Source organism: Ewingella sp. C233 (assembly GCF_055407225.1).
The window spans coordinates 875,184-895,631 of the sequence record NZ_JBUZRI010000001.1; the positions used below are offsets into that span (position 1 = coordinate 875,184).

The 20,448-nt window shown below is 55.1% G+C and carries 18 protein-coding genes and 1 pseudogene; 13 read left to right on the forward strand and 6 right to left on the reverse strand.

Going from position 1 to position 20,448, the window contains the following annotated elements; translation table 11 throughout:
* Positions 1 to 5: 5 nt before the first annotated feature.
* Positions 6 to 1,580, reverse strand: coding sequence for an ABC transporter substrate-binding protein (locus ACZRKO_RS04035; protein ID WP_463735957.1), 1,575 nt, complete (start codon positions 1,578 to 1,580; stop codon positions 6 to 8).
* 145 nt (positions 1,581 to 1,725) lie between these two features.
* Here ACZRKO_RS04035 and ACZRKO_RS04040 point away from each other — a divergent pair, with 145 nt between their 5' ends.
* Positions 1,726 to 2,376, forward strand: a complete 651-nt coding sequence (locus tag ACZRKO_RS04040) for a DUF1028 domain-containing protein (RefSeq protein ID WP_463735958.1) — start codon at positions 1,726 to 1,728, stop codon at positions 2,374 to 2,376.
* Between the two features lie 236 nt (positions 2,377 to 2,612).
* Positions 2,613 to 3,122, forward strand: a pseudogene (locus ACZRKO_RS04045) (LysR family transcriptional regulator); the annotation flags it as partial.
* A gap of 539 nt (positions 3,123 to 3,661) precedes the next feature.
* Here the strand turns inward: ACZRKO_RS04045 and lsrK are convergent.
* A complete protein-coding gene (gene lsrK / locus ACZRKO_RS04050; RefSeq protein WP_463735959.1) occupies positions 3,662 to 5,248 on the reverse strand; it encodes an autoinducer-2 kinase in 1,587 nt (528 codons plus the stop codon).
* A gap of 54 nt (positions 5,249 to 5,302) precedes the next feature.
* Positions 5,303 to 6,277, reverse strand: a complete 975-nt coding sequence (gene lsrR / locus ACZRKO_RS04055) for a transcriptional regulator LsrR (protein ID WP_463735960.1) — start codon at positions 6,275 to 6,277, stop codon at positions 5,303 to 5,305.
* 233 nt (positions 6,278 to 6,510) lie between these two features.
* Between lsrR and lsrA the strand changes: the two genes are divergently transcribed.
* From lsrA to lsrG, 6 genes are read left to right on the forward strand one after another with little or no spacing between them, the layout of a single operon-like run.
* Positions 6,511 to 8,049, forward strand: a complete 1,539-nt coding sequence (gene lsrA, locus ACZRKO_RS04060) for an autoinducer 2 ABC transporter ATP-binding protein LsrA (RefSeq protein WP_463735961.1) — start codon at positions 6,511 to 6,513, stop codon at positions 8,047 to 8,049.
* The gene (lsrC, locus tag ACZRKO_RS04065) at positions 8,043 to 9,104 is read left to right on the forward strand and encodes an autoinducer 2 ABC transporter permease LsrC (protein ID WP_463735962.1); all 1,062 of its coding nucleotides are present in this window, start codon (positions 8,043 to 8,045) and stop codon (positions 9,102 to 9,104) included. The genes lsrA and lsrC overlap by 7 nt, the downstream gene beginning before the upstream one ends.
* A gap of 14 nt (positions 9,105 to 9,118) precedes the next feature.
* Positions 9,119 to 10,141 (forward strand): autoinducer 2 ABC transporter permease LsrD, encoded by a 1,023-nt coding sequence (gene lsrD / locus ACZRKO_RS04070; RefSeq protein ID WP_463737460.1) that lies wholly within the window; start codon positions 9,119 to 9,121, stop codon positions 10,139 to 10,141.
* Positions 10,142 to 10,155: 14 nt separating this feature from the next.
* Positions 10,156 to 11,172 carry an autoinducer 2 ABC transporter substrate-binding protein LsrB gene (lsrB, locus tag ACZRKO_RS04075; RefSeq protein ID WP_463735963.1) on the forward strand — a complete coding sequence of 339 codons (1,017 nt, stop codon included), beginning with the start codon at positions 10,156 to 10,158 and terminating at the stop codon, positions 11,170 to 11,172.
* Between the two features lie 28 nt (positions 11,173 to 11,200).
* The gene (gene lsrF / locus ACZRKO_RS04080; RefSeq protein WP_463735964.1) at positions 11,201 to 12,076 is read left to right on the forward strand and encodes a 3-hydroxy-5-phosphonooxypentane-2,4-dione thiolase; all 876 of its coding nucleotides are present in this window, start codon (positions 11,201 to 11,203) and stop codon (positions 12,074 to 12,076) included.
* Between the two features lie 3 nt (positions 12,077 to 12,079).
* The gene (gene lsrG / locus ACZRKO_RS04085; RefSeq protein ID WP_463735965.1) at positions 12,080 to 12,370 is read left to right on the forward strand and encodes a (4S)-4-hydroxy-5-phosphonooxypentane-2,3-dione isomerase; all 291 of its coding nucleotides are present in this window, start codon (positions 12,080 to 12,082) and stop codon (positions 12,368 to 12,370) included.
* Positions 12,371 to 12,424: 54 nt separating this feature from the next.
* Here the strand turns inward: lsrG and ACZRKO_RS04090 are convergent, their stop codons facing one another.
* Entirely contained in the window at positions 12,425 to 13,234 is an 810-nt protein-coding gene (locus ACZRKO_RS04090) for a DeoR/GlpR family DNA-binding transcription regulator (protein ID WP_463735966.1), read from the reverse strand.
* Positions 13,235 to 13,257: 23 nt separating this feature from the next.
* Positions 13,258 to 14,295 carry an alcohol dehydrogenase catalytic domain-containing protein gene (locus ACZRKO_RS04095; protein WP_463735967.1) on the reverse strand — a complete coding sequence of 346 codons (1,038 nt, stop codon included), beginning with the start codon at positions 14,293 to 14,295 and terminating at the stop codon, positions 13,258 to 13,260.
* Positions 14,296 to 14,487: 192 nt separating this feature from the next.
* On the opposite strand from ACZRKO_RS04095, the gene ACZRKO_RS04100 reads away from it, so the two are divergent.
* The 5 genes from ACZRKO_RS04100 (at position 14,488) to ACZRKO_RS04120 (ending at position 18,738) form a co-directional block, all read left to right on the forward strand.
* Complete coding sequence (locus ACZRKO_RS04100) at positions 14,488 to 14,943, forward strand: PTS sugar transporter subunit IIA (RefSeq protein WP_463735968.1); 456 nt, start codon at positions 14,488 to 14,490, stop codon at positions 14,941 to 14,943.
* Positions 14,944 to 15,151: 208 nt separating this feature from the next.
* A complete protein-coding gene (locus ACZRKO_RS04105; RefSeq protein ID WP_463735969.1) occupies positions 15,152 to 16,576 on the forward strand; it encodes a PTS fructose transporter subunit IIC in 1,425 nt (474 codons plus the stop codon).
* Positions 16,577 to 16,601: 25 nt separating this feature from the next.
* Positions 16,602 to 16,871 (forward strand): HPr family phosphocarrier protein, encoded by a 270-nt coding sequence (locus ACZRKO_RS04110; protein WP_463735970.1) that lies wholly within the window; start codon positions 16,602 to 16,604, stop codon positions 16,869 to 16,871.
* 88 nt (positions 16,872 to 16,959) lie between these two features.
* Positions 16,960 to 17,637 carry a deoxyribose-phosphate aldolase gene (gene deoC / locus ACZRKO_RS04115; protein ID WP_463735971.1) on the forward strand — a complete coding sequence of 226 codons (678 nt, stop codon included), beginning with the start codon at positions 16,960 to 16,962 and terminating at the stop codon, positions 17,635 to 17,637.
* A gap of 81 nt (positions 17,638 to 17,718) precedes the next feature.
* Positions 17,719 to 18,738 (forward strand): Gfo/Idh/MocA family oxidoreductase, encoded by a 1,020-nt coding sequence (locus ACZRKO_RS04120; protein WP_463735972.1) that lies wholly within the window; start codon positions 17,719 to 17,721, stop codon positions 18,736 to 18,738.
* 853 nt (positions 18,739 to 19,591) lie between these two features.
* On the opposite strand, the gene ACZRKO_RS04125 is transcribed toward ACZRKO_RS04120, so the two are convergent.
* Positions 19,592 to 20,443 (reverse strand): amino acid ABC transporter ATP-binding protein, encoded by an 852-nt coding sequence (locus ACZRKO_RS04125; RefSeq protein WP_463735973.1) that lies wholly within the window; start codon positions 20,441 to 20,443, stop codon positions 19,592 to 19,594.
* Between the last annotated feature and the right edge of the window lie 5 nt (positions 20,444 to 20,448).

Genomic DNA, 20,448 nt, shown 5'->3' on the forward strand with positions numbered 1-20,448 from the left:
TCCGATTACTGTTTGGTTACCCGGTTGAGCAACAGGTTGAAATTCGGTTGCAGCGCGAAGTGCTGAATGCGCGTGGAGGTCACGGCGTTCTGCTTCCAGTTAGCGACAAAAATCCACGGTGCGTCGTCATGCACCCGCTGCTGTACCTCGCGGTAAAGCGCGGCGCGGGCGGCGGTATCGGTAGTCATACGCGCCTTTTGCAGCAGGGTATCGACCTGCGGATTGCTGTAATAGCCAGAGTTGAAGCCGCCTTTTTTCGGCCAGGCGTCGGTGCGCAGCGTCAGAAACGGCAGGGTGTCCGGGTCGTTGGTCATCCACGCCATTTCCGCCATATGGGTCTGGTTATCCAGACCGGCATTCACCTTCGACAGATAGGTATTCCACTCGTAGGTTTGAATTGAGACGTTCAGCCCGACGGCTTTGAGATCTGCCTGAATGGCGGTTGCCATCGGGATCGGGTCCAGCATTCCGGAACCGCCCTCGGTAACATAAAACGTCAGCGTCGCCCCTTCGGCACCGGCGGCTTTCAGCAGCGCGCGGGCTTTGGCCGGATCGTACGGGTAAGGCGATACGTCTTTGTTCACCGCCCAGCGAAAGGCGCGGGGAATGGGTCCGTCGGCGACGTCGGCAGAACCCTGCAAAATATTGTCGGCCAGCGACTGTTTGTTCACCGCGTAGTTCACTGCCTGCCGCACGCGCACATCGTTGAATGGCGGCACCTGTGTATTGAGCATCACATACCAGACGTGCGGGCCGGTGGTCTGGTAAAGACGAAAGCGGTTGCTTTTCTGCGCGAACAATTTGACCGTATCCGGCGGCACTTCCACCATGGCGTCGATCCCGCCAGAGAGCATTTCGGCCACCCGCGTATTGCCGTCGGTGATTGGCCGGAACACCACATTTTTCACCGCCGGTTTGCCGTCCCAGTAATTGTCATTGGCGGTCACCACCACGCGCTGATTGGCTTTCCACTCGGCAAATTTAAATGCACCGGTACCGACAGGGTGACGGCCAAACTCTTTGCCATATTTTTTCACCGCCGCAGGCGACACGATAAGTCCGGTCGGCGTGGCGAGGTTGGAGAGGAACGGCGAGAAAGGCTCTTTCAGGGTGAAGACCAGCGTGTTTTCATCCGGCGTTTCAATGGTTTTTATCGATGAGAAGAAGAACGACAGCGGGAACGGACCGGTGTTATGCCACGGGTTTTTATCGTCGAGCATACGGTTGAAGGTGAATTTCACCGCCTCTGCGTTAAACGGCGTACCGTCCTGAAACTTAACCCCTTCGCGCAGATGAAAGCGGTAAGTGAGGCCGTCGGGACTTATCTCCCAGCTTGTGGCAAGCGCCGGTTCGATATCCAGTTTGCCTTCGCCATTACGTACCAGCCCGTCGTACACATTGACCAGAATACGTGAGTCGTTGGCCGCAGTAGCGACCTGCGGATCCAGCGACTGCGGCTCAGCCACCTGACCAATCAGCAGCGCATCCGCCGGGGTTTTGGCCTGTGCCGGAACATGCCACGACAGTGCGCCGAGACAAAGGCAGAGCGGGATAAATGTCTTTCGCAAAGCTGGCAGCATATCGACCTCATTGCTTAGTAAAACGCTATGGTGAAAACCTCAGTGTGAAAATCAGGCGTTGTCCTGTTTATTATTTATGCGTATAAATAAACATAATTGCAATAATTTATGCGTATAAATTTAACTGCGCTGTCATGGAGTGCTTATGACTTTTTCCATTGTGGCCCGTGATCCCTGTTCCGGGGCGCTGGGCGTCGCCACTGCCACCGCCGGCCCTGCCGTGGGCGCGCTGGTGGTACACGGGCGTGCGCAAACCGGCGCGATTGCCACACAGGCGATGACCAATCCGCTGTATGGCGAACAGGGTTTAGCCCTGTTGCATGAAGGGCTGGATGCCAGCACGACGCTGAAAAGACTGCTGGCGAAAGATGCCGGCGCGGCCAGCCGGCAGGTGATGATTGTTGATAATCAAGGCAATACCGCGCAGTGGAGCGGCGTGGCCTGCGGCGTCTGGGCGGGCAGCATCGCCGGGCAGCAGTGCGTGGTGGGCGGGAATTTACTGACCGGCGCGCAAACGCTGTATGCCATGCTGGAAAGTTATCGCCAGCAGCATGAATTGCCGCTGGCTGACCGTCTGCTGGCGGCCATGAACGCCGGGGCCGAGGCCGGAGGTGACCGGCGCGGGCTGAAATCTGCAGCGCTGAAAATTTGGTGCGACCGCCAGTATGCGAGCACTGACCTGCGGGCCGACTGGTCTGATGCCCCGCTGGCGGCGTTAGCGGAGATCCTGCAACAGACCCGTGCGGGGCCCCATGCCGACTTTTTTGCTGCGTTACCCAAGGGGCAACTGCGCTAACCAGCCATAAGATTGCATTATGATGGTGCACCGGGCCGGGGCATGGCCGCGGCTTCGGTAAATCTCTGTTTTCCCGCTCCGTCTATTTTCTCTTTTATTATCATTCAGTAACGCTTTATAAAATCCGCAGATGTGTTGATTTTCTCCGGTTGGCCCGCTTCTTGCTCTCTCCCTGTAGCCAGTACGTCTGGCACCCTACTCAGGGCAACCCTTTTCAGGACATGATGGAGACAGTGATGAATCTCAGACGCTTGAAATACTTCGTGAAAATCGTGGATATCGGCAGCCTGACGCAGGCGGCAGAGGTATTGCACATCGCGCAGCCGGCGTTGAGTCAGCAGCTGGCGACGCTGGAAGGGGAGCTGAAACAGCAGCTATTGATCCGCACCAAGCGCGGCGTCACGCCAACCGAAGCGGGTAACATTCTCTATATGCACGCCACCACGATTTTACGTCAGTGCGAGCAAGCCCACAGCGCCGTCAACTGCGCTGGACAGTCCCTGACCGGGCAGGTATCCGTCGGTCTGGCGCTTGGCAGTGTGTCATCCGCTCTGGCGATGCCGTTATTACAGGCCGTCCGCGAGCAGTACCCCGGGATTTTGCTCTATCTGAATGAAAACTTCTCCTCCACGCTGAACGAACTGGTCACCGCAGGCCGCATGGACATGGCGGTGATTAATGGCGCATCAGCGCGCCATCCGCTGTCCCTGAAGGTCTCTACGACGCAGCCGCTGTCGGTGACGGCGCAGGCCGTTTATAAGATCTTACAGGGATTACTGGAGGAGGAGAGCAACCGGGTTGAAGAGCCTCTGCTGGCGGTCGGGTGAGTTCAGCTTTGGAAAGCTGAGGTAAACTTTTAAATTCAAATTCAAATTCAAAACCGTGGGCGTCGGCCCACACCGACGAGGGGGCGGCCAGTCGCCGCCGCCCCCTCGACCCACGGGCTTTTTCATGAAGCTTCGGCAGCTACGCAGGTCACAATGGCCGTGTTTCAGGTGCCGCTGTTATCGCCGCAAAATGCCGCCGCTTAAGCGGTACCTTCGCTGCGGGTTTCGAGCCTCAAGTCTCGAACCCGAAAGACGGGGACGGCGGAGCCGTGACATTTTGCGCCGTGAACGGAAGTCGCTGAAACACGTGCCCTGCCAGCGGCGAAGCTGTCGGTGCTTCAGAGAAAAACGCAGGAGTTCCAAGAGGAGGCGCGTTTACGCCTCCTTTTGGGCGGGTGTGGGCAGCAGGCCCACGGTGTTGACTTGGAATTTAAAAGCGGCTTTGAGGGTCGCCTCCCTCACAGCCCTGGTGCTTTCCACATCGACGTCGTCAACTGCCTGTCTACTAACCCCAGTTGGTCTGCGTAAACCGCCTGCCAGTTACTCTTCTGCAAAAGATAAATTTCATGATTAACCGCATGGGGCTGGTATTCCCGTTCCCAGCGCACCAGCGCTTCGCCGGTTTCGGCGAGGCTGGAATATAAGCCTGCGGCGACACCGGCGGCGATGGCGCAGCCCAGCGCGGTGGCTTCTTTGACGACCGGCACTTTTACTGGAACACCGGTCACGTCACTGAGAATCTGACACCACAACTTTCCCTTCGAACCACCACCGGCGAATACCAGCGATTTCGCGCGTACGCCGGAGAACCCGGCGATCAAATCCAGATTGCAGGCCGAGACTATCGCCGCATTCTCTTCCAGTGCGCGAAACAGGGTCTGCTTATTGCAGCGCTCGGGGTCTATCGACAAATTGATAAACGACGGTGCGGCGTGATACCAGGTTTTAAAATGCATCGCGTCGGAGAAAATTGGCGTTACGCCCCAGGAACCGACCGGGACGCGGGCGGCCATGTCTTCGAGCAGGGAATAAGTGTCGACGCCGAGGCGCTGGGAGAGCAGTTTCTCTTCCGAGCAAAATGCGTCGCGGAACCAGCGCATGGTCAGGCCGGTGAAAAAACTGATGGATTCCGCTTGTGCCATTCCTGCAATGACGTGCGGATTGATGCGGATATTCATTTCCGGATCGGTGACCGGTTTGGGCAGGTTCACCACCTGCTGCCAGAAAGTGCCGCCAAGCACTGCCGTCTGCCCGGCGCGCACCACGCCAAGACCGAGTGAACCGAGCTGGACGTCGCCGCCACCCATGCCGACAACCGTGCCTTGTTGCAGACCACTGGCTTGTGCGGCAGCGGCCGTGACGTACCCCAGACGGGTGCCGGTTTCGACCACCGGCGAGAGCATATCGGCGCGCAGCCCGGCCATGTCGAGCAGTTCAGGCCGCCAGTTGCGGGTGGCGAGATCTAACATGCCGGTGGTGCCCGCATTGGACGGATCTACCGCCAGTTCCCCGCTCAACATATAGGCCAACCAGTCGCTGATCATGGTGACGGTCGCGGCGTCGCGGTAAATATCTGGGCGGTGATGTGCCAGCCACAGCAGGCGCGGCATGGCGCTCAGCGCCAGCGTCTGGCCGGAACACTCGTAGACTTCGCGTTCGAATTCAAAATCATGGATCTCTTTCAGCTCGGAGACTTCACGGCTGGCGCGGGCATCAACGTTGGCGCAGGCCCATATCGGCTCTCCGGCTTTGTTATAGATCACGATACCTTCGCGCATTGAGCAGGCGGCCACGGCGCGAATCGCCGAGGCGGGGAGTTTGGCCTCCGCCAGCGCCTGACGGATGCACTGACAGGCCAGCGGCCAGTTTTTTGCCAGATCAAATTCCATCGAGCTGGGCACGTCCGGCACGGCGAGGTGCAGCCATTCCGCCTGACCGGCGGCAATCTGTTCGCCTTCCAGATTGAAAATCACGGCACGAATACTGCCGGTACCGGCGTCGAGCGCCATCAGGTAACTCTGTTGGGACGTGTGCGAAACAGTCATAGCAATCTCTCTTTCAGGCCGTTGTCAGGACACGCGCCACACACTCCCTGCGCGTCAGTCGAGCAGCGCCAGCATGGCCTGCGCAGTGCTCTCTTCAGTAACCAGTGCGTTAATTCTTTTGCCCTTCAGCGCCGCGACAATCGCCTCGGCTTTTTCGATGCCACCCGCCACACCCAGCACCGTCGGGATACTCGCCAGATCATCCGGCGAGACGGCAATCAGCTCGTCGTGGATCGCCATATTTTCCGCCAGCTCACCGTTGCGCTGCATGAAGTAGCCGAGGATGTCACCGACCGCGCCCTTGCGGCCGAAAATCAACTGTTCGCCTTCGCTGATGTAACCCGAGCGCAAAATCGTCGCGTCGTGTTTTTGATTCAATGAACCGATGCCGACAATGGCGATATCCGCCGCACAGGCCGCCAGCATGACGTCATGCACATTGCGCTCCTGGCGAAAAATTGCCGCGACGCTGGCCGATGACGCCCGCAGCGGTGCGGGAATAATGCTGACGCCGCAGGCCGCGTCGAGCTGGCCGATGCCGGTCATATAAGGGCCGACCCCGCCGGAGAGCGTCACCATGCGGATCTGCTGCGAGCTGATAAACCCGCTCAGATGTTGCAGGGTGCTCATCGCCGTTTCGCCAAACCCGACGGCCAGCAGTTGGTCAGGTTTGAGCAGTGTCATCAGCATATGCGCTGCCCCGACACCCAGCCGGGCGCTGAGCACCCCTTCGGACAGGCGTGGCAACACGCGGATGTGCTGTAAATCAAAGCGCTTAAGCAGGGTGTTTTCCAGCGCCAGACAGCCCTCGAAACGCGAATTGATCTGCACGCGGATAACCCCGGACTGACGGCCTTTTTCCAGCAGCCGCGAGACTTTGAGCCGTGTCAGGCCCAGCCGGTCACCAATTTCATTTTGGGTCAGACCGTCGTGGTAATAGAACCACGCGGTGCGTGCCAGCAGCTCTTCTTCGCCCATGCCGTATTCCAGTGAAGTCGTCAGGTCGGACAGCGTTGTTTTGTCATTCATAGTGAACACTTATCAAAATGTAGATCAATTGTTCGTTAACGAAATGTTGTTAACTGTGATGTGTATGGCAAATCCTGAATGATTGCTGCCTGAATCATATCGCAGAGTATATGGATTGAACAAACTGTGATCGGCGCTCAAGTTTTATCCGTTTTCGCAGACTAGGCTTTTGAACAATATTAAAAAGTAAATACATTTGTTCACTTGATGTGTTTTTACTCAGAGGCCCGTTTATGCAGCCATCTCCCGACGCAGCGTTGTTGCAGGTCACCGGTGTCAGTAAAGCTTTTTCCGGCGTGGCCGTGCTGAAAAATATCGATTTCACCTTAGAGGCCGGTGAGATACACGCGCTGCTGGGCGGGAACGGGGCCGGTAAATCGACGCTGATGAAAATCATCGCCGGTGTCGAAACGGCGGACTGCGGAACGGTAATGTTGAACGGTGAGTTGCAAATGGGTATGACGCCTGCCAAAGCGCATCAGGCGGGCATTTATCTCGTGCCGCAGGAGCCGATGCTGTTTCCGAGCCTGACCGTAAAAGAGAACATCCTGTTTCGCCTGCCAGCCCATCAGGCCAGCGGCGAAAAACTGCAACAGCGGCTGGCGCAACTGGGTGGCACGTTGCCGCTGAATGCGCTGGCGGGCACGCTGGAAGTGGCGGATCAGCAACTGGTGGAGATCCTGCGCGGCCTGATGCGCGATGCCCGCCTGCTGATCCTCGATGAACCCACCGCCTCGCTGACCCCGGCGGAATCTGCCCGCCTGTTTACTCAAATCAGGCAGTTGGCCGGGCAGGGCGTAGGCGTGGTATTTATCTCGCACAAATTGCCTGAAATCCGCCAGATAGCCGGTCGCGTCAGCGTCATGCGTGACGGAAAAATTGCGCTCAACGGTGAACTCAGCGAACTGGATAACAACCAGCTGATCCGCGCCATCACGCCGCAGGCGGCTGAAACGGCACTGCCTGCGGAGCAAAAACTGTGGCTGGATTTATCCGGCACGCGGCGTAATAACACATCGTCAGAACCGGTATTAAAGGTGGAAAACCTGACCGGCGAAGGTTTTATCAATATTTCAATTAGCGTCAATTCCGGGGAAATTGTAGGGCTGGCGGGTGTGGTCGGGGCCGGGCGTACTGAATTGGCCGAAACCCTTTATGGCCTGCGTGCTGCCCGTGACGGCAATGTCTGGCTGGCGGGGAAAAACATTACCGGGCTGAGCACGCTGGTGCGTTTGGCGCGCGGGCTGGTTTATCTGCCGGAGGATCGTCAGGCGTCGGGTTTGTATCTCGATGCGCCTCTGTCGTGGAATTCCACTTCGCTGACCTTTAACCGCAGCGGCTGGTGGCTAAACCCGAAACGCGAAGCGGCCATTCTCGAGCGTTATCACCGGGCGCTCGGCATCAAATATTCTCACGGCGAACAGCACGCCCGCACGCTCTCCGGGGGTAACCAGCAAAAGCTGCTGATTGCCAAATGTCTGGAGGCCGCACCGGCGCTGCTGATTGTTGATGAACCGACGCGCGGCGTGGATGTATCGGCCCGCGCTGATATCTATCAACTGCTGCAAAGCGTGGTGAAACAGAACGTGGCGGTGCTGCTGATTTCGTCCGATCTGGATGAGATCGAAGGGCTGGCCGACCGCGTATTCGTTATGCATCAGGGGGAAATGAGTGGCGAACTGCGCGGTGATGAAATCAACGTCAACGGCATCATGCATATCGCCTTCGGCAATGCCCATGAACCCATGTCCGCCGGAGAACCTTCATGCTGAAACTGATGCAGAACAACCGTGAACTGACCGCACTGCTGGCGATTGTGGCGCTGTTTGGCCTGCTCGGCGCGATGGACAGCCAGTCATTCAGCTTCCAGACGCTGGGGATGATCTTCGGCAGCGCGCAGATCCTGATGCTGCTGGCGATGGGCGCAACCGTCGTCATGCTGACCCGCAATATCGACGTGTCGGTCGGTTCCATCACCGGCCTGTGCGCCGTCTCGCTCGGCGTGCTGCTCAACGGCGGCGTGGGTTTGGCGCTGGCCTGTCTGGTGACGCTTGGTGTCGGCATTCTGGCGGGCTTATTTAACGGTGTGCTGGTGGCCTGGCTGCGTATTCCGGCGATTGTCGCCACGCTCGGTACGCTGGGGTTATACCGCGGGCTGATGCTGCTGCTGACTGGCGGTAAGTGGATTGAAGGCCTGCCTGCCGGATTAAAATCGCTCTCATCTTCTGTCGCGCTGGGCATTTCTCCCCTCGGCGGCGTGGTGATTGTGCTACTGCTGGCGATGTTCTGGCTGCTGTCGCACACCGCCTTTGGCCGCAGTTTCTACGCCGTGGGCGACAACTTACAGGGGGCGCGTCAGCTGGGTGTCCCGGTGAACCGCATCCGCATTCTGGCGTTTGGCATCAACGGCGCGATGGCGGCGCTGGCCGGCATTGTGTTTGCCTCGCAAATTGGTTTTGTGCCCAACCAGACCGGCAGCGGTCTGGAGATGAAAGCCATTGCCGCCTGCGTGCTGGGCGGGATCAGCTTACTGGGTGGCACGGGGTCGATTATCGGCGCGGTGTTGGGGGCTTATTTCCTGACCCAAATCGACAGCGTGCTGGTGCTGCTGCGCCTGCCCGCCTGGTGGAATGACTTTATCGCCGGACTGGTCTTGCTGGCGGTACTGGTGTTTGACGGCCGTCTGCGTCAGGCGCTCGACCGCAATTTACGCCGCCAAAAATATGCGCGTTTTCAGCCAAGAAATGCGCCAGTAAAGGCCAGGCTGAAATCCTCTGAAGCGCGCCCGGGGCGGCGCATGAATGCCAATAAAAGTGGGGTGCTGTAATGAACGCAGACCGGATGAACGGGCTAAAACGCTATGGCTGGGAGCTGGCACTGTTTGGGCTGCTGGTGGTGGAGATTCTGCTGTTTGGCGTCGCCAACCCACGAATGCTGGACGCCAACACGTTGCTGTTCAGCACCAGTGACTTCATCACCATCGGTATTGTGGCCCTGCCTCTGACGATGGTGATTGTCAGTGGCGGCATTGATATCTCCTTTGGCTCGACCATCGGCCTGTGCGCCATCGCGCTCGGCGTATTGTTCCACGCGGGCGTGCCGTTACCCCTGGCGATAGGCTTGACGCTGGCGCTCGGCGCAGGCTGCGGTCTGCTCAATGCGGCACTTATTCTTTATACCGGCGTCAACCCGCTGGTGATCACCCTCGGTACGCTCTATCTGTTTGGCGGCAGCGCCTTGTTGCTCTCCGGGCTGGCGGGGGCCACCGGTTTTGAAGGCATCGGCGACTTCCCGACGGCCTTTACTGATTTTTCCAATCAGGTGGTATTTGGCCTGCCGATGCCGCTGCTGATTTTCCTCTGCGCTGTCCTGTTTTTCTGGCTGCTGATGCACCGCACCCGCACCGGTCGCAACGTGTTTCTTATTGGGCAGAATGCCCGTGTGGCGCGCTATGGCGCACTGCCGGTCAGCCGTACGCTGTTGGCGCTTTACGGCATGGTCGGGCTGGCGTCAGCCGTCGCCGCGATTCTGATGACCTCCTATTTTGGCTCGGCGCGCTCAGACCTCGGTGCATCCCTGCTGATGCCTGCGATCACCGCTGTGGTGCTGGGCGGCGCGAATATCTACGGCGGTGCGGGCTCGGTACTGGGCACGGCGCTGGCAACGTTACTGATTGGATACTTACAACAAGGGTTGCAGATGGTCGGAATTTCCAGCCAGGTATCGAACGCGCTCTCCGGGGCGTTGTTGATTCTGGTGGTGATTGGCCGTTCTGCCAGCCTGAACCGGGGCCTTATCCGCAGTGTTTTCCAGCGCTACCGTGCGCGCTGGTCTGCGTCTTCTCCTTCTCTGTCGTCAAAATGAACTGGAGTGAATAGATGAAAACAACACCGTGGAAAAAACTTGTCGCCGTCAGCGCGCTGGCTCTGGTTTGTGCGGGGGCACAGGCGGCTGATCGTATTGCTTTTATTCCGAAACTGGTCGGCGTTGGGTACTTCACCAGCGGCGGTAACGGCGCGACGGCGGCAGGGAAAGAGCTGGGCGTGGAAGTGACTTACGACGGCCCGACTGAACCGAGTGTCTCGGGTCAGGTGCAGATGATTAACAACTTCGTCAACCAGGGCTATGGCGCGATTGTCGTCGCCGCTGTTTCACCGGACGGACTCTGCCCGGCGCTGAAACGCGCAATGCAGCGCGGCGTAAAAGTGCTGACCTGGGACTCTGACACCAAGCCGGAATGCCGCTCGATTTATATCAATCAGGGCACGCCGCAACAGCTCGGTTCGATGCTGGTCGACATGGCCGCCAGTCAGGTGACCAAAGAGAAAGCCAAAGTGGCGTTTTTCTACTCCAGCCCGACGGTGACTGACCAGAACCAGTGGGTGAAAGAGGCCAAAGCCAAGATTGCCAAAGAGCATCCGGGCTGGGAGATCGTCACCACGCAATATGGCTATAACGACGCTACCAAATCGCTGCAAACCGCCGAAGGGATCATGAAATCCTGGGGCGATCTCGATGCCATTATTGCGCCGGACGCTAACGCCTTACCGGCGGCGGCGCAGGCGGCAGAAAATCTCGGGCGCAAAAATGTCGCCATTGTCGGGTTCAGCACGCCAAACGTGATGCGCCCGTATGTTGAACGCGGCACGGTGAAACAGTTCGGGCTGTGGGACGTGGTAGCGCAGGGCAAAATTTCAGTGTATGTCGCGAATCAGTTGCTGAAAAAAGGCGAAATGAACGTCGGCGATAAACTCGACATACCGAAAATCGGACAGGTCGAAGTGGTACCTAACAGCGTGCAGGGCTACCAGTATGAGGCCAAAGGTAACGGCATCGTGCTGCTGCCTGAACGCGTGGTGTTCACCAAAGATAACATCGGCAAATACGACTTTTAACCTCAATGTCTACGCAAGGAGAGATGAGATGGCTGATTTAGATGACATCAAAGACGGCAAGAATTTCGGTATCGGCACGCCGCAGACTAACAGCGCGTTTTTCCTCAAAGGCAGCGGGGCGCTGGACTGGGGGATGCAGTCGCGGCTGGCGCGGATTTTTAACCCGGCCTCCGGTCGCACGGTGATGCTGGCTTTTGACCACGGCTATTTTCAGGGGCCCACCACCGGCCTTGAGCGCATCGACATCAATATCGCGCCGTTGTTTGCCCATACCGATGTGCTGATGTGTACGCGCGGTATTTTGCGCAGCGTTGTGCCACCGGCGGTGAATAAACCGGTGGTGCTGCGCGCCTCCGGCGGGAATTCTATTCTGGCTGAACTGTCGAATGAAACGGTGGCCGTCGCCATCGAAGATGCGCTGCGCCTGAATGTGTGTGCGATGGCCGCGCAGGTTTATATCGGCAGTGAACACGAGCATCAGTCGATCAAAAACATCATTCAGCTGGTCGATCAGGGGACACGTTACGGTATGCCGACCATGGCGGTGACCGGCGTCGGTAAAGACATGGTGCGTGACCAGCGCTATTTCTCGCTCGCGACGCGCATTGCCGCCGAAATGGGCGCGCAAATCATCAAAACCTATTATGTCGATAGCGGCTTTGAGCGTGTGGCAGCCGGGTGTCCGGTACCCATTGTTATCGCCGGGGGCAAGAAATTGCCAGAGCGCGACGCGCTGGACATGTGCTTCCAGGCCATCGATCAGGGGGCTTCCGGGGTGGATATGGGGCGTAACATCTTCCAGTCGGAATCTCCGGTTGCCATGCTCAAAGCGGTACACGCCGTGGTGCACGACAATGCCAGCGTGGCGCATGCATATGAACTGTTTCTTAACGAAAAGGGGTGAATCATGGAAGTGACACTGGTAGAGATTAATGTCAAAGCCGACAAGGTGGACGCGTTCCTGACGGTGTTTCGCGATAATCATTTGGGGGCAATCAAAGAGCCGGGGAACTTGCGTTTTGACGTCTTACAGGACCAGCAGGAGCCGACCCGATTCTATATCTATGAAGCCTATGTCGATGACGCCGCCGTCGCAGCCCATAAGAAAACCCCGCACTATCTTAAATGCGTTGAAGCGCTGGAGGGGATCATGTCGGGGCCGAGGAAAAAGACCAGCTTTAACGGGATTTATCCTTAAGGATACGGCTTTTTAACCCTCCGGCCTCCTCTATAAAGGGGAGGCCGCGCTGTTTTACCTGCGGATTTTATTCGAGGCCAAGCCATCGCGGACCAACATTCCCTGTGCTTCCAGCCCTGTGCGGACGTCTTCTTTGATGCTGTCGGTGATAAAAATATGAATATCGGCAATATCGGCGAACTTAGCGAAGGCATCCCGGCCAATTTTCGTTGAATCCGCCAGCAAAATGACGCTGGTGGAGCAGGCAATCATCTTCTTTTTAAACGCTGCCTGGCGCACGTCCGGCGTGGTTGCGCCGTTTTTCAACGTAAAACCGTTGGTGCCCATAATGGCTTTATCGATGATCAAATCGGACAAACTGTTGTCGTTGCTGAACGGAATAACGCAGTGTAGCTGTTTACGCACCGCGCCGCCGATAAAGAACAAATTGACCACGCCCGGTGAATCTTCCAGCGTCAGGGCAATCTTCAAATCATTGGTGATCACCGTCAGTTGCTGGCGCTCGCCCAGCATTTTAGCCAGCTCAAGCGTGGTGGTGCCGGTATCGAGTAACAGCGTATCGCCGTCTTCAATTTGTTCAAGAGCAAGCTCTGCAACCCTGACTTTCGCATCATGGTTGCAGACTTCTTTCTCAGTAGACATCATTTCCAGACCGGTTTTACTGCGAATCAGCACGCCGCCGTGCGTTCGCGTCACCAGCATCTGCTTTTCCATTTCACGAAGATCATTGCGGATCGTTGAGGTAGAAACCTTAAACAACTGACATAACTCCGCGACAGTCGCTTTTTTATTCTCCTCAACAATAGCCAGAATCGCCTGCTGACGTTCCAGCGAAAAAACTTTATCTTCCGAATGATCGTTCATTATTTGTCTCAGTGTTGGGCTTGTTATAAAACGAAGGCCACTTTCAACGCCTGCCCTGAACGGGCAGCGCTAAAAGCCTCGTCATATTGTTCAAGAGAGTACTTATGAGTCAAGATTTCTTTCAGATTAATCAGTCCATTGGAAATCATTCTCAGGCTTTCACGATACTGACGTAAATTCTGCCCGCTCATTCCCGTCACCGTAATCTGGCGGTAATGGATAATGTTGGTGTTCAGGCTGACCATCTCTTTCCCATGCGGTAAACCGCCGAAGAACAACACGCGGCCATTGAGCGCCGTCAGTTCAAACGCCAGCGACTGGATCTCTGCAATGGAGGCCGCAGTGATCACCACATCACACCCCCGATTATGGGTGATACGCATGACGTCCGTCAGGGTATCTGTCCCGCTTACCGGCACAAAATCAGGATCGAAATTACAGGCCAGCGCCAGTCGTTCCGGGTTGATGTCGCTTATCAGCACTTTTCCGGCACCGGCAGCTTTGTGCAACAGGGCGTGCATCAGACCAATGGGCCCTGCGCCGATCACCAGCACCGTATCGCCTACGCGGGTATGACAACGCTCGAAGGCATTATAGACGCAGGAGAAGGGCTCGATAAGTGCGCCTTCTTCGAAAGAAACATGGTCAGGAAGCACAACGATATTTCCCTGCTGCACGGCGCGGGCAGGAATCACCACATAGCTGGCAAATGCCCCATTTTTCTGAATACCCAACGCCTGAAAGTCTTTACAGGTTTGTGTATTGCCGCTGATGCAACTGTCACAGATTCCGCACCCGTAGTTAGGCGCAACGGCCACGCGCATACCGACCCGCCACTCATGGCTGACATTCGCCCCGACGGCTTCGATAACCCCTGATAATTCATGTCCCAGCGTTAACGCCTGTGGTGACTGGCGATGACCGTTAGCGAACATCCGCAAATCGGTACCGCAAATTGCCCCGACTTTACAGGCCAGCAGCACTTCATCTGGCGCGATTTCTGGTTTAGGCAGCTCTGTTAAACGCAGTTCACCTTTGGCAAATAACTGAATTGCTTTCATAACACCCTCTCATTGGTTTCATGGCGGAACGTGGTCATTGGTCAACTCAATTTGAATAATTCGTCGGCTCAATGTGAATTCTTGTGAGTTTAGTCATGAAATTACCGATGTCAATTGTTTACTATCGTTTTGGTGTTGTTTGACGTTAAATCGATAGCAAATGATAATCTTCAATAAAGCAAAGGAGGGATTATGCGAATTTTTTCTACAGAGACCGTGATGTTACATCTGGACGTTGAGGATAAAGAGCAGGCTTTACAGCTGATGGGGAGAAAGATAGAGGCCACCGGCAGCCTGAAACCCGGTGGTTTTGATAACTTCATGTATTCAATTAACAAAAGAGAAGCAGAGTTCTCAACGGCGGTGGGGTACGACTATGCCATCCCTCACGGCAAGAGCGAGGCGGTTGCCGTGCCTGTCGTCGCCTTTGCGCGGCTGGCAAAACCGGTTTTATGGGATGCAGATGAAGACGATTGGGCTCAGAACATTTTCATGATTGCTGTACCGGAAGAAAGCGCGGGCGATGAGCACATCAGAATACTGATGAAACTCGCGAGCGCCATCATGGAGGATGACTTTAGAGACCGTATTGCGGTGGCGAAAAATGAACTTCAGGTGATTGATATTATTGCAAGTTATGTTGATTGACGACCATTGCATCCCGTTTTGGCGCGAATTTATGAGGTCGCGGGTCGTTTGATAAAACAGAACACTCAATCAATATCGATAACAAACGATAGTAAATGTAGCAAAGTGGCAGCAAGTGCTGGCTGAGCAACGACAAAATTGACGCGACACATGATGTGTCAGCCATCAATGCCAGACCGGTGAAGTAACCATTCAAGGAGCCAGAGTCATGTCGACCAAAGAAAAGTTTTTTGTCGCAGTAACCGGGTGTCCAACGGGTATTGCCCATACATTTATGGCGGAAGCTGCATTAAAAAAGGCCGCTGAAAAAGCGGGTGCCAGAATTCGGGTTGAAACGAATGGCGCGGTAGGCATCGAGAACGCGTTGACAGAAGAAGAGATTGCTCAGGCCGATATGGTGATCCTGGCCTCCGACAAAGCGGTAGAAATGGCGCGATTCCATGGTAAACCGCTGATTCGCGCATCGGTCGGACATGGTGTCAAAAAGGCTAATGAGCTGGTGGCCAGAGCGATGGCGGGCAACGAAGAAATCTACACTCACGCACAAAGTGAAACGCCGGAGGCGCAAAAAACCGGAGCTGAAAAAGCAGAACGCGAAAGTTTTGGGCGGTCACTGTATATCTCCCTGATGAACGGCGTGTCGAACATGCTGCCGTTCGTGGTCGCAGGCGGCGTGTTAATTGCGGTTTCATTTTTCTGGGGCATTTATTCGTTCGACCCGACCAATGCGCAATATAACCCGATTGCTGCCAGTCTGTTTAAACTCGGCAAGTTGTCATTTTCATTAATGGTGCCGGTTTTTACCGCTTTTATTGCTTACTCCATTTCGAACCGGCCGGGCTTCGTCGCCGGATTTGTCGGCGGGTTGCTTGCCACCGATATCGGTGCCGGTTTCCTTGGGGGGATCATCGCAGGGTTCTTCGCCGGTTATTTCATGAAGTGGATGTTGCACCTGACTCGCTCATTCCCGCGTTCTCTGGAAGGCTTTAAATCGATATTCCTGATGCCGTTAATCGGGGTGCTGGTAGTCGGCGTCTTCATGCTTTCAGCCGGTTCCACGATTGCCGCCTTAAATAAAGGCATGATGGTTTGGCTGGCCGGGCTGGAACATGCGAATCCTTTAATTCTGGGCGTGGTGATAGGTTGCATGAGTGCGTTTGACCTCGGCGGGCCGGTCAATAAAGCCGCGTATGTCACCGGCACCATGCTGCTGGCTGAACAGGGGAATGCCTTATTTATGGCCGGTGTGATGACGGCAAGTATGGTTCCTCCGCTGGTGATTGCCATTGCGACTGTCCTGTTTAGAAAGTATTTCGAAAAAGAAGAACAGGCGGCCGGGCTGGTTAACTTTATTCTCAGTGCGACGTTTATCGCCGAAGGGGCGATCCCCTTTGCGGCGAAAGACCCGCTACGGGTTATTCCTATATTAATGTTGAGTGCTTCAATTGGTGCAACGCTCACCTTTGTCTTCCAGGTTGCCGTTCCTGCGCCGCACGGCGGATTGATTATTTTACCCTTAGTCACACACGGCGTTCTGTGGGTGGTTTCAATTCTCAGCGGAGGGTTGACCGGCGGTATTATCTACGGCTTATACCGCCGGGCTAAATTTAATAAATCCGCACTGGCGGTTTAATTTAAAACTTCAGGGATCACTTTTTATGATTGCTACAGACATTACTTTTATTAACCCGATGGGATTTCACAGCCGTCCCTGCGCCATGTTTTCAAAAATGGCGAAGAAATATCACTGTGTCGTCAGGCTGGTTAACGATGAAAAAGAGGCCGATGGCAGAAGTATGCTGGCATTAATGAAGCTCGGCATTGTATGTGATTCAAAAATTACGTTGCTGTGTGATGGCGAACAGGAAAAAGAAGCCAGCGAGGAGCTGGGCCAGTATTTGTCCACGTTAGTGGAGGAGGCTGGCTGATTTAATAATTTAGTAATGTAAATGCATTGATTATATCCATTGCCAAGAAGGCAATAGCCAAATATCTGACTTAAATAAGGAATATAAAATGAAATTCTCTGCTGAAAAACTGGCCTCATTTTTTGACCACACCAATCTTCATGCGTATGCCACAAAAGACGATTTTCAAAAGTTGTGTGACGAGGCGAGAGAATACGGTTTTGCTTCTGTCGCCATCAATTCCTGGCCGGTGGCGACCTGCTACGGGATGCTGAAAGGCTCATCAGTGCTGACGGGCGCGGCGATTGGTTTTCCTTTGGGGCAAATGACCATCGCGGCCAAAGTGTTTGAAGCACAGGATGCTGTCAACAATGGTGCTCAGGAGTTCGACTATTTACTCAATGTCGGGAAAGTGAAAGAGCATGATTACGCGTATATCAAAGACGAAATGACCGCGCTGGTCGCGGTTGCCAACAAAGCCGGGATTGTGTCGAAAGTTATTTTCGAAACCTGCTATTTAACCAACGATGAAATTATTCACGTCGCGAAAATTGCCTCTGAAGTGAAACCGGGCTTTGTGAAAACCTCAACAGGTTTTGGTACCGGCGGCGCCACTGTCGAACATGTCAAATTAATGAAAGAACATGCGGGAGAACACGTGCAAGTTAAGGCGTCAGGCGGTATTCGCACGCTGGAAGATGCCCTGGCGATGATTGAAGCCGGTGCGACACGTTTGGGCAGTTCAGCCGGAATAAAAATCATTAATGAACTTCGTTCGTCAAAATAGAATGTAACGGGCCTGCCAGCGGGCAGGCCCGTTAATAATATCAATTAAGTTACCTATTCAATTTTGTGGCTGAGGCTGGAAATGAAAAAAACAATTAACGTTTGTCTTATTGGATGTGGTCGCGCAGGGATGATCCACGCCAGAAATTATAACGGCAATGTCCATCACGCAAAATTAATTGCAATATGCGATCCTTTTGCTGAAAGCCTGGCTGAAGCACAAAAAGAACTTCAGGTTGAATATCAATATACGGATTACCGCGAAGCGTTAAAGAACGACAATATTGACGCCATCGTGGTGGTTACGCCGACACATTTACACCGGGATATTGTGGTTGCTGCCGCGAAAGCCGGAAAGCACGTATTCTGTGAAAAACCGATGGCAGGTACGGAAGAAGAGTGTAACGACATGATAGAGGCCTGTCGGAAACATAACGTCAAATTACAGCTCGGTTTCATGCGCCGTTTTGATGAAAATTTCAAACTTGGCAAAGAGGTGATTGAAAATAAAACCGTCGGCGAAGTCACTTTACTGAAATCATTAACCCACGGTCCCAGCGAGCCAAAAGAGTGGATGTTTGATATCTCAAAAAGCGGGGGGCCAGTGGCGGAAGTAAACAGCCACGACCTCGATACGCTGAGATGGTACGCCAACGCCGAGGTCAGTATGATCCACGTTATCGGTCATAATTTCCGCTCCCCGGAAAAGGCGGCGCAATACCCTGATTATTACGATACCTGTGCGGTCATGATGCAATTTACCAACGGTATTATTGGCATGATCGATGGCGCTCAGTACGTTCAGTACGGCTACGATGCCCGCGCCGAAATTCTCGGCACCCACGGCATTGTGAAAGTGGGCCGACAGAACAGCAATAATGTTGAAGTGGTCACGCGGGACAAAACCATTCAGGCGCAATCCATGCCTTCCTGGACGAAATTATATCAGGAAGCCTATGTGCGTGAGGCTGAAGCCTTCATCGATGCGATTCGTCATGACACCGAAACACAAGTCACAGGGCATGACGGGAAAATGGCGCTGGTGCTGGTGAGGGAGGGACTGAAATCCTTACGGGAGAAAAGACCGGTGTTTATTGAGTAAGCGGTTTCTAAATTCAACTTCAAAACCGTGGGTTGCCACCCAAACTGGCCTTAAGCTCAAGCTCAAGCTCAAGCTCAAGCTCAAGGTCAAGGTCAAGGTCAAGGTCGTGGGCGTCGGCCCACACCGACCAAAGGCCCGCAGTTGCTCGGGCCTTTGGAATCCGAGCTTTTTAAAAACAGCAGCTACGCAGGTCACAATGGCCGCGTTCCAGTTACCGTTGTTATAGCCGCAAACTCCGCCGCTGCGCGGTACTCTCCGTTCGGGTTACAACCCGCGCATACACCCGCGCGGTTTTCCACCTCTCCGTCGACGTCGTTTTGAACGCGGCCTTGGCTTTTTTAAAGTCAAAATCAGACCGTGCTTCTTTCTTCTTTCTTCTTTCTTCTTTTGATTTACATAGCCACTAGGGCGCAGTCAAAAATGGCACCGGATGAGAGGTTCGAGACCTATGGCTCGAACCCGAAATACGGGGACGGCGAAGCCGTGACATTTTGCGCCTCACTCGGAAGTTGCGAAATATGACCATCGTCCCAGCGACAGCGCGTAGTTAAAAAACGCAGGATTCCAAAGGAGGTTCGTTTAAACCTCCTTTGGGCCAGCGTGGGCGGCGAGCCCACGACTTTGACCTTCAAGCCAGTTAGGGCGGCAGCCCAAGGTTCACCGGTGTGGGCGGCGAGCCCACGACTTTGACCTTCAAGCCAGTTCGGGCGGCAGCCCAAGGTTCACCGGTGTGGGCGGCGAGCCCACGACTTTGACCTTCAAGCCAGTTAGGGCGGCAGCCCAAGGTTCACCGGTGTGGGCGGTGAGCCCACGACTTTGACCTTCAAGCCAGTTCGGGCGGCAGCCCAATTTTTCATAACACTTTTTCTAAAAAGCTTCTGGTCCTCTTATGAAGAGGCCTCTCCAATACTTGCTCTGCACTCCCCGTCTCCACAACGGCACCATCCACCATAAACACCACCTGATCGGCGACCTGTCGGGCGAAGCCGATTTCGTGGGTGACGACCACCATCGTGACGCCGGACTGGGCCAGTTTTTTGATGACGTCGAGCACTTCGCCGACCAGTTCGGGGTCGAGGGCCGAGGTAGGTTCGTCGAATAACATCACTTTCGGGTTGAGTGCCAGCGCACGGGCGATGGCGATGCGTTGCTGCTGACCTCCGGAAAGATGACGCGGGTAGGCATGGGCTTTTTCGCGCAGCCCCACGGTGTCGAGCAGCTCATAGGCGCGGGCAATGGCCTGTTTGCGGTTCAGCAGGCGGTGAACGATGGGCGCTTCAATGATGTTATCGAGCACCGACATGTGCGGGAACAGATTGAAATTCTGAAACACATAACCGACGTGAGTGCGCTGTTTGAGAATCGCGCTCTCTTTCAGCTCATACAACTTATCGCCTTTGCGCCGGTAACCGACGTAATCGCCGTCGATCTGAATCGTCCCTTCGTTGACGCGCTCCAGATGATTAATGGTGCGCAGCAGGGTGGATTTCCCTGAGCCCGACGGGCCGAGGATCACCGTCACCGTGCCGGGTTCAATCGTCAGACTGACGTCATTCAGCGCCTTGTGCTGGCCGAAATGCTTACTCAGATGACGGATTTCAATGCGCCCCGGCGCGGTGCTGCTGGCCTGCGGGCGGCGCAAAAAAACGGTATCAGCTGTTTTCGCTGGCGGGCGGGGGACGTACAAATCAAAAGCTTCAGACATCGGGT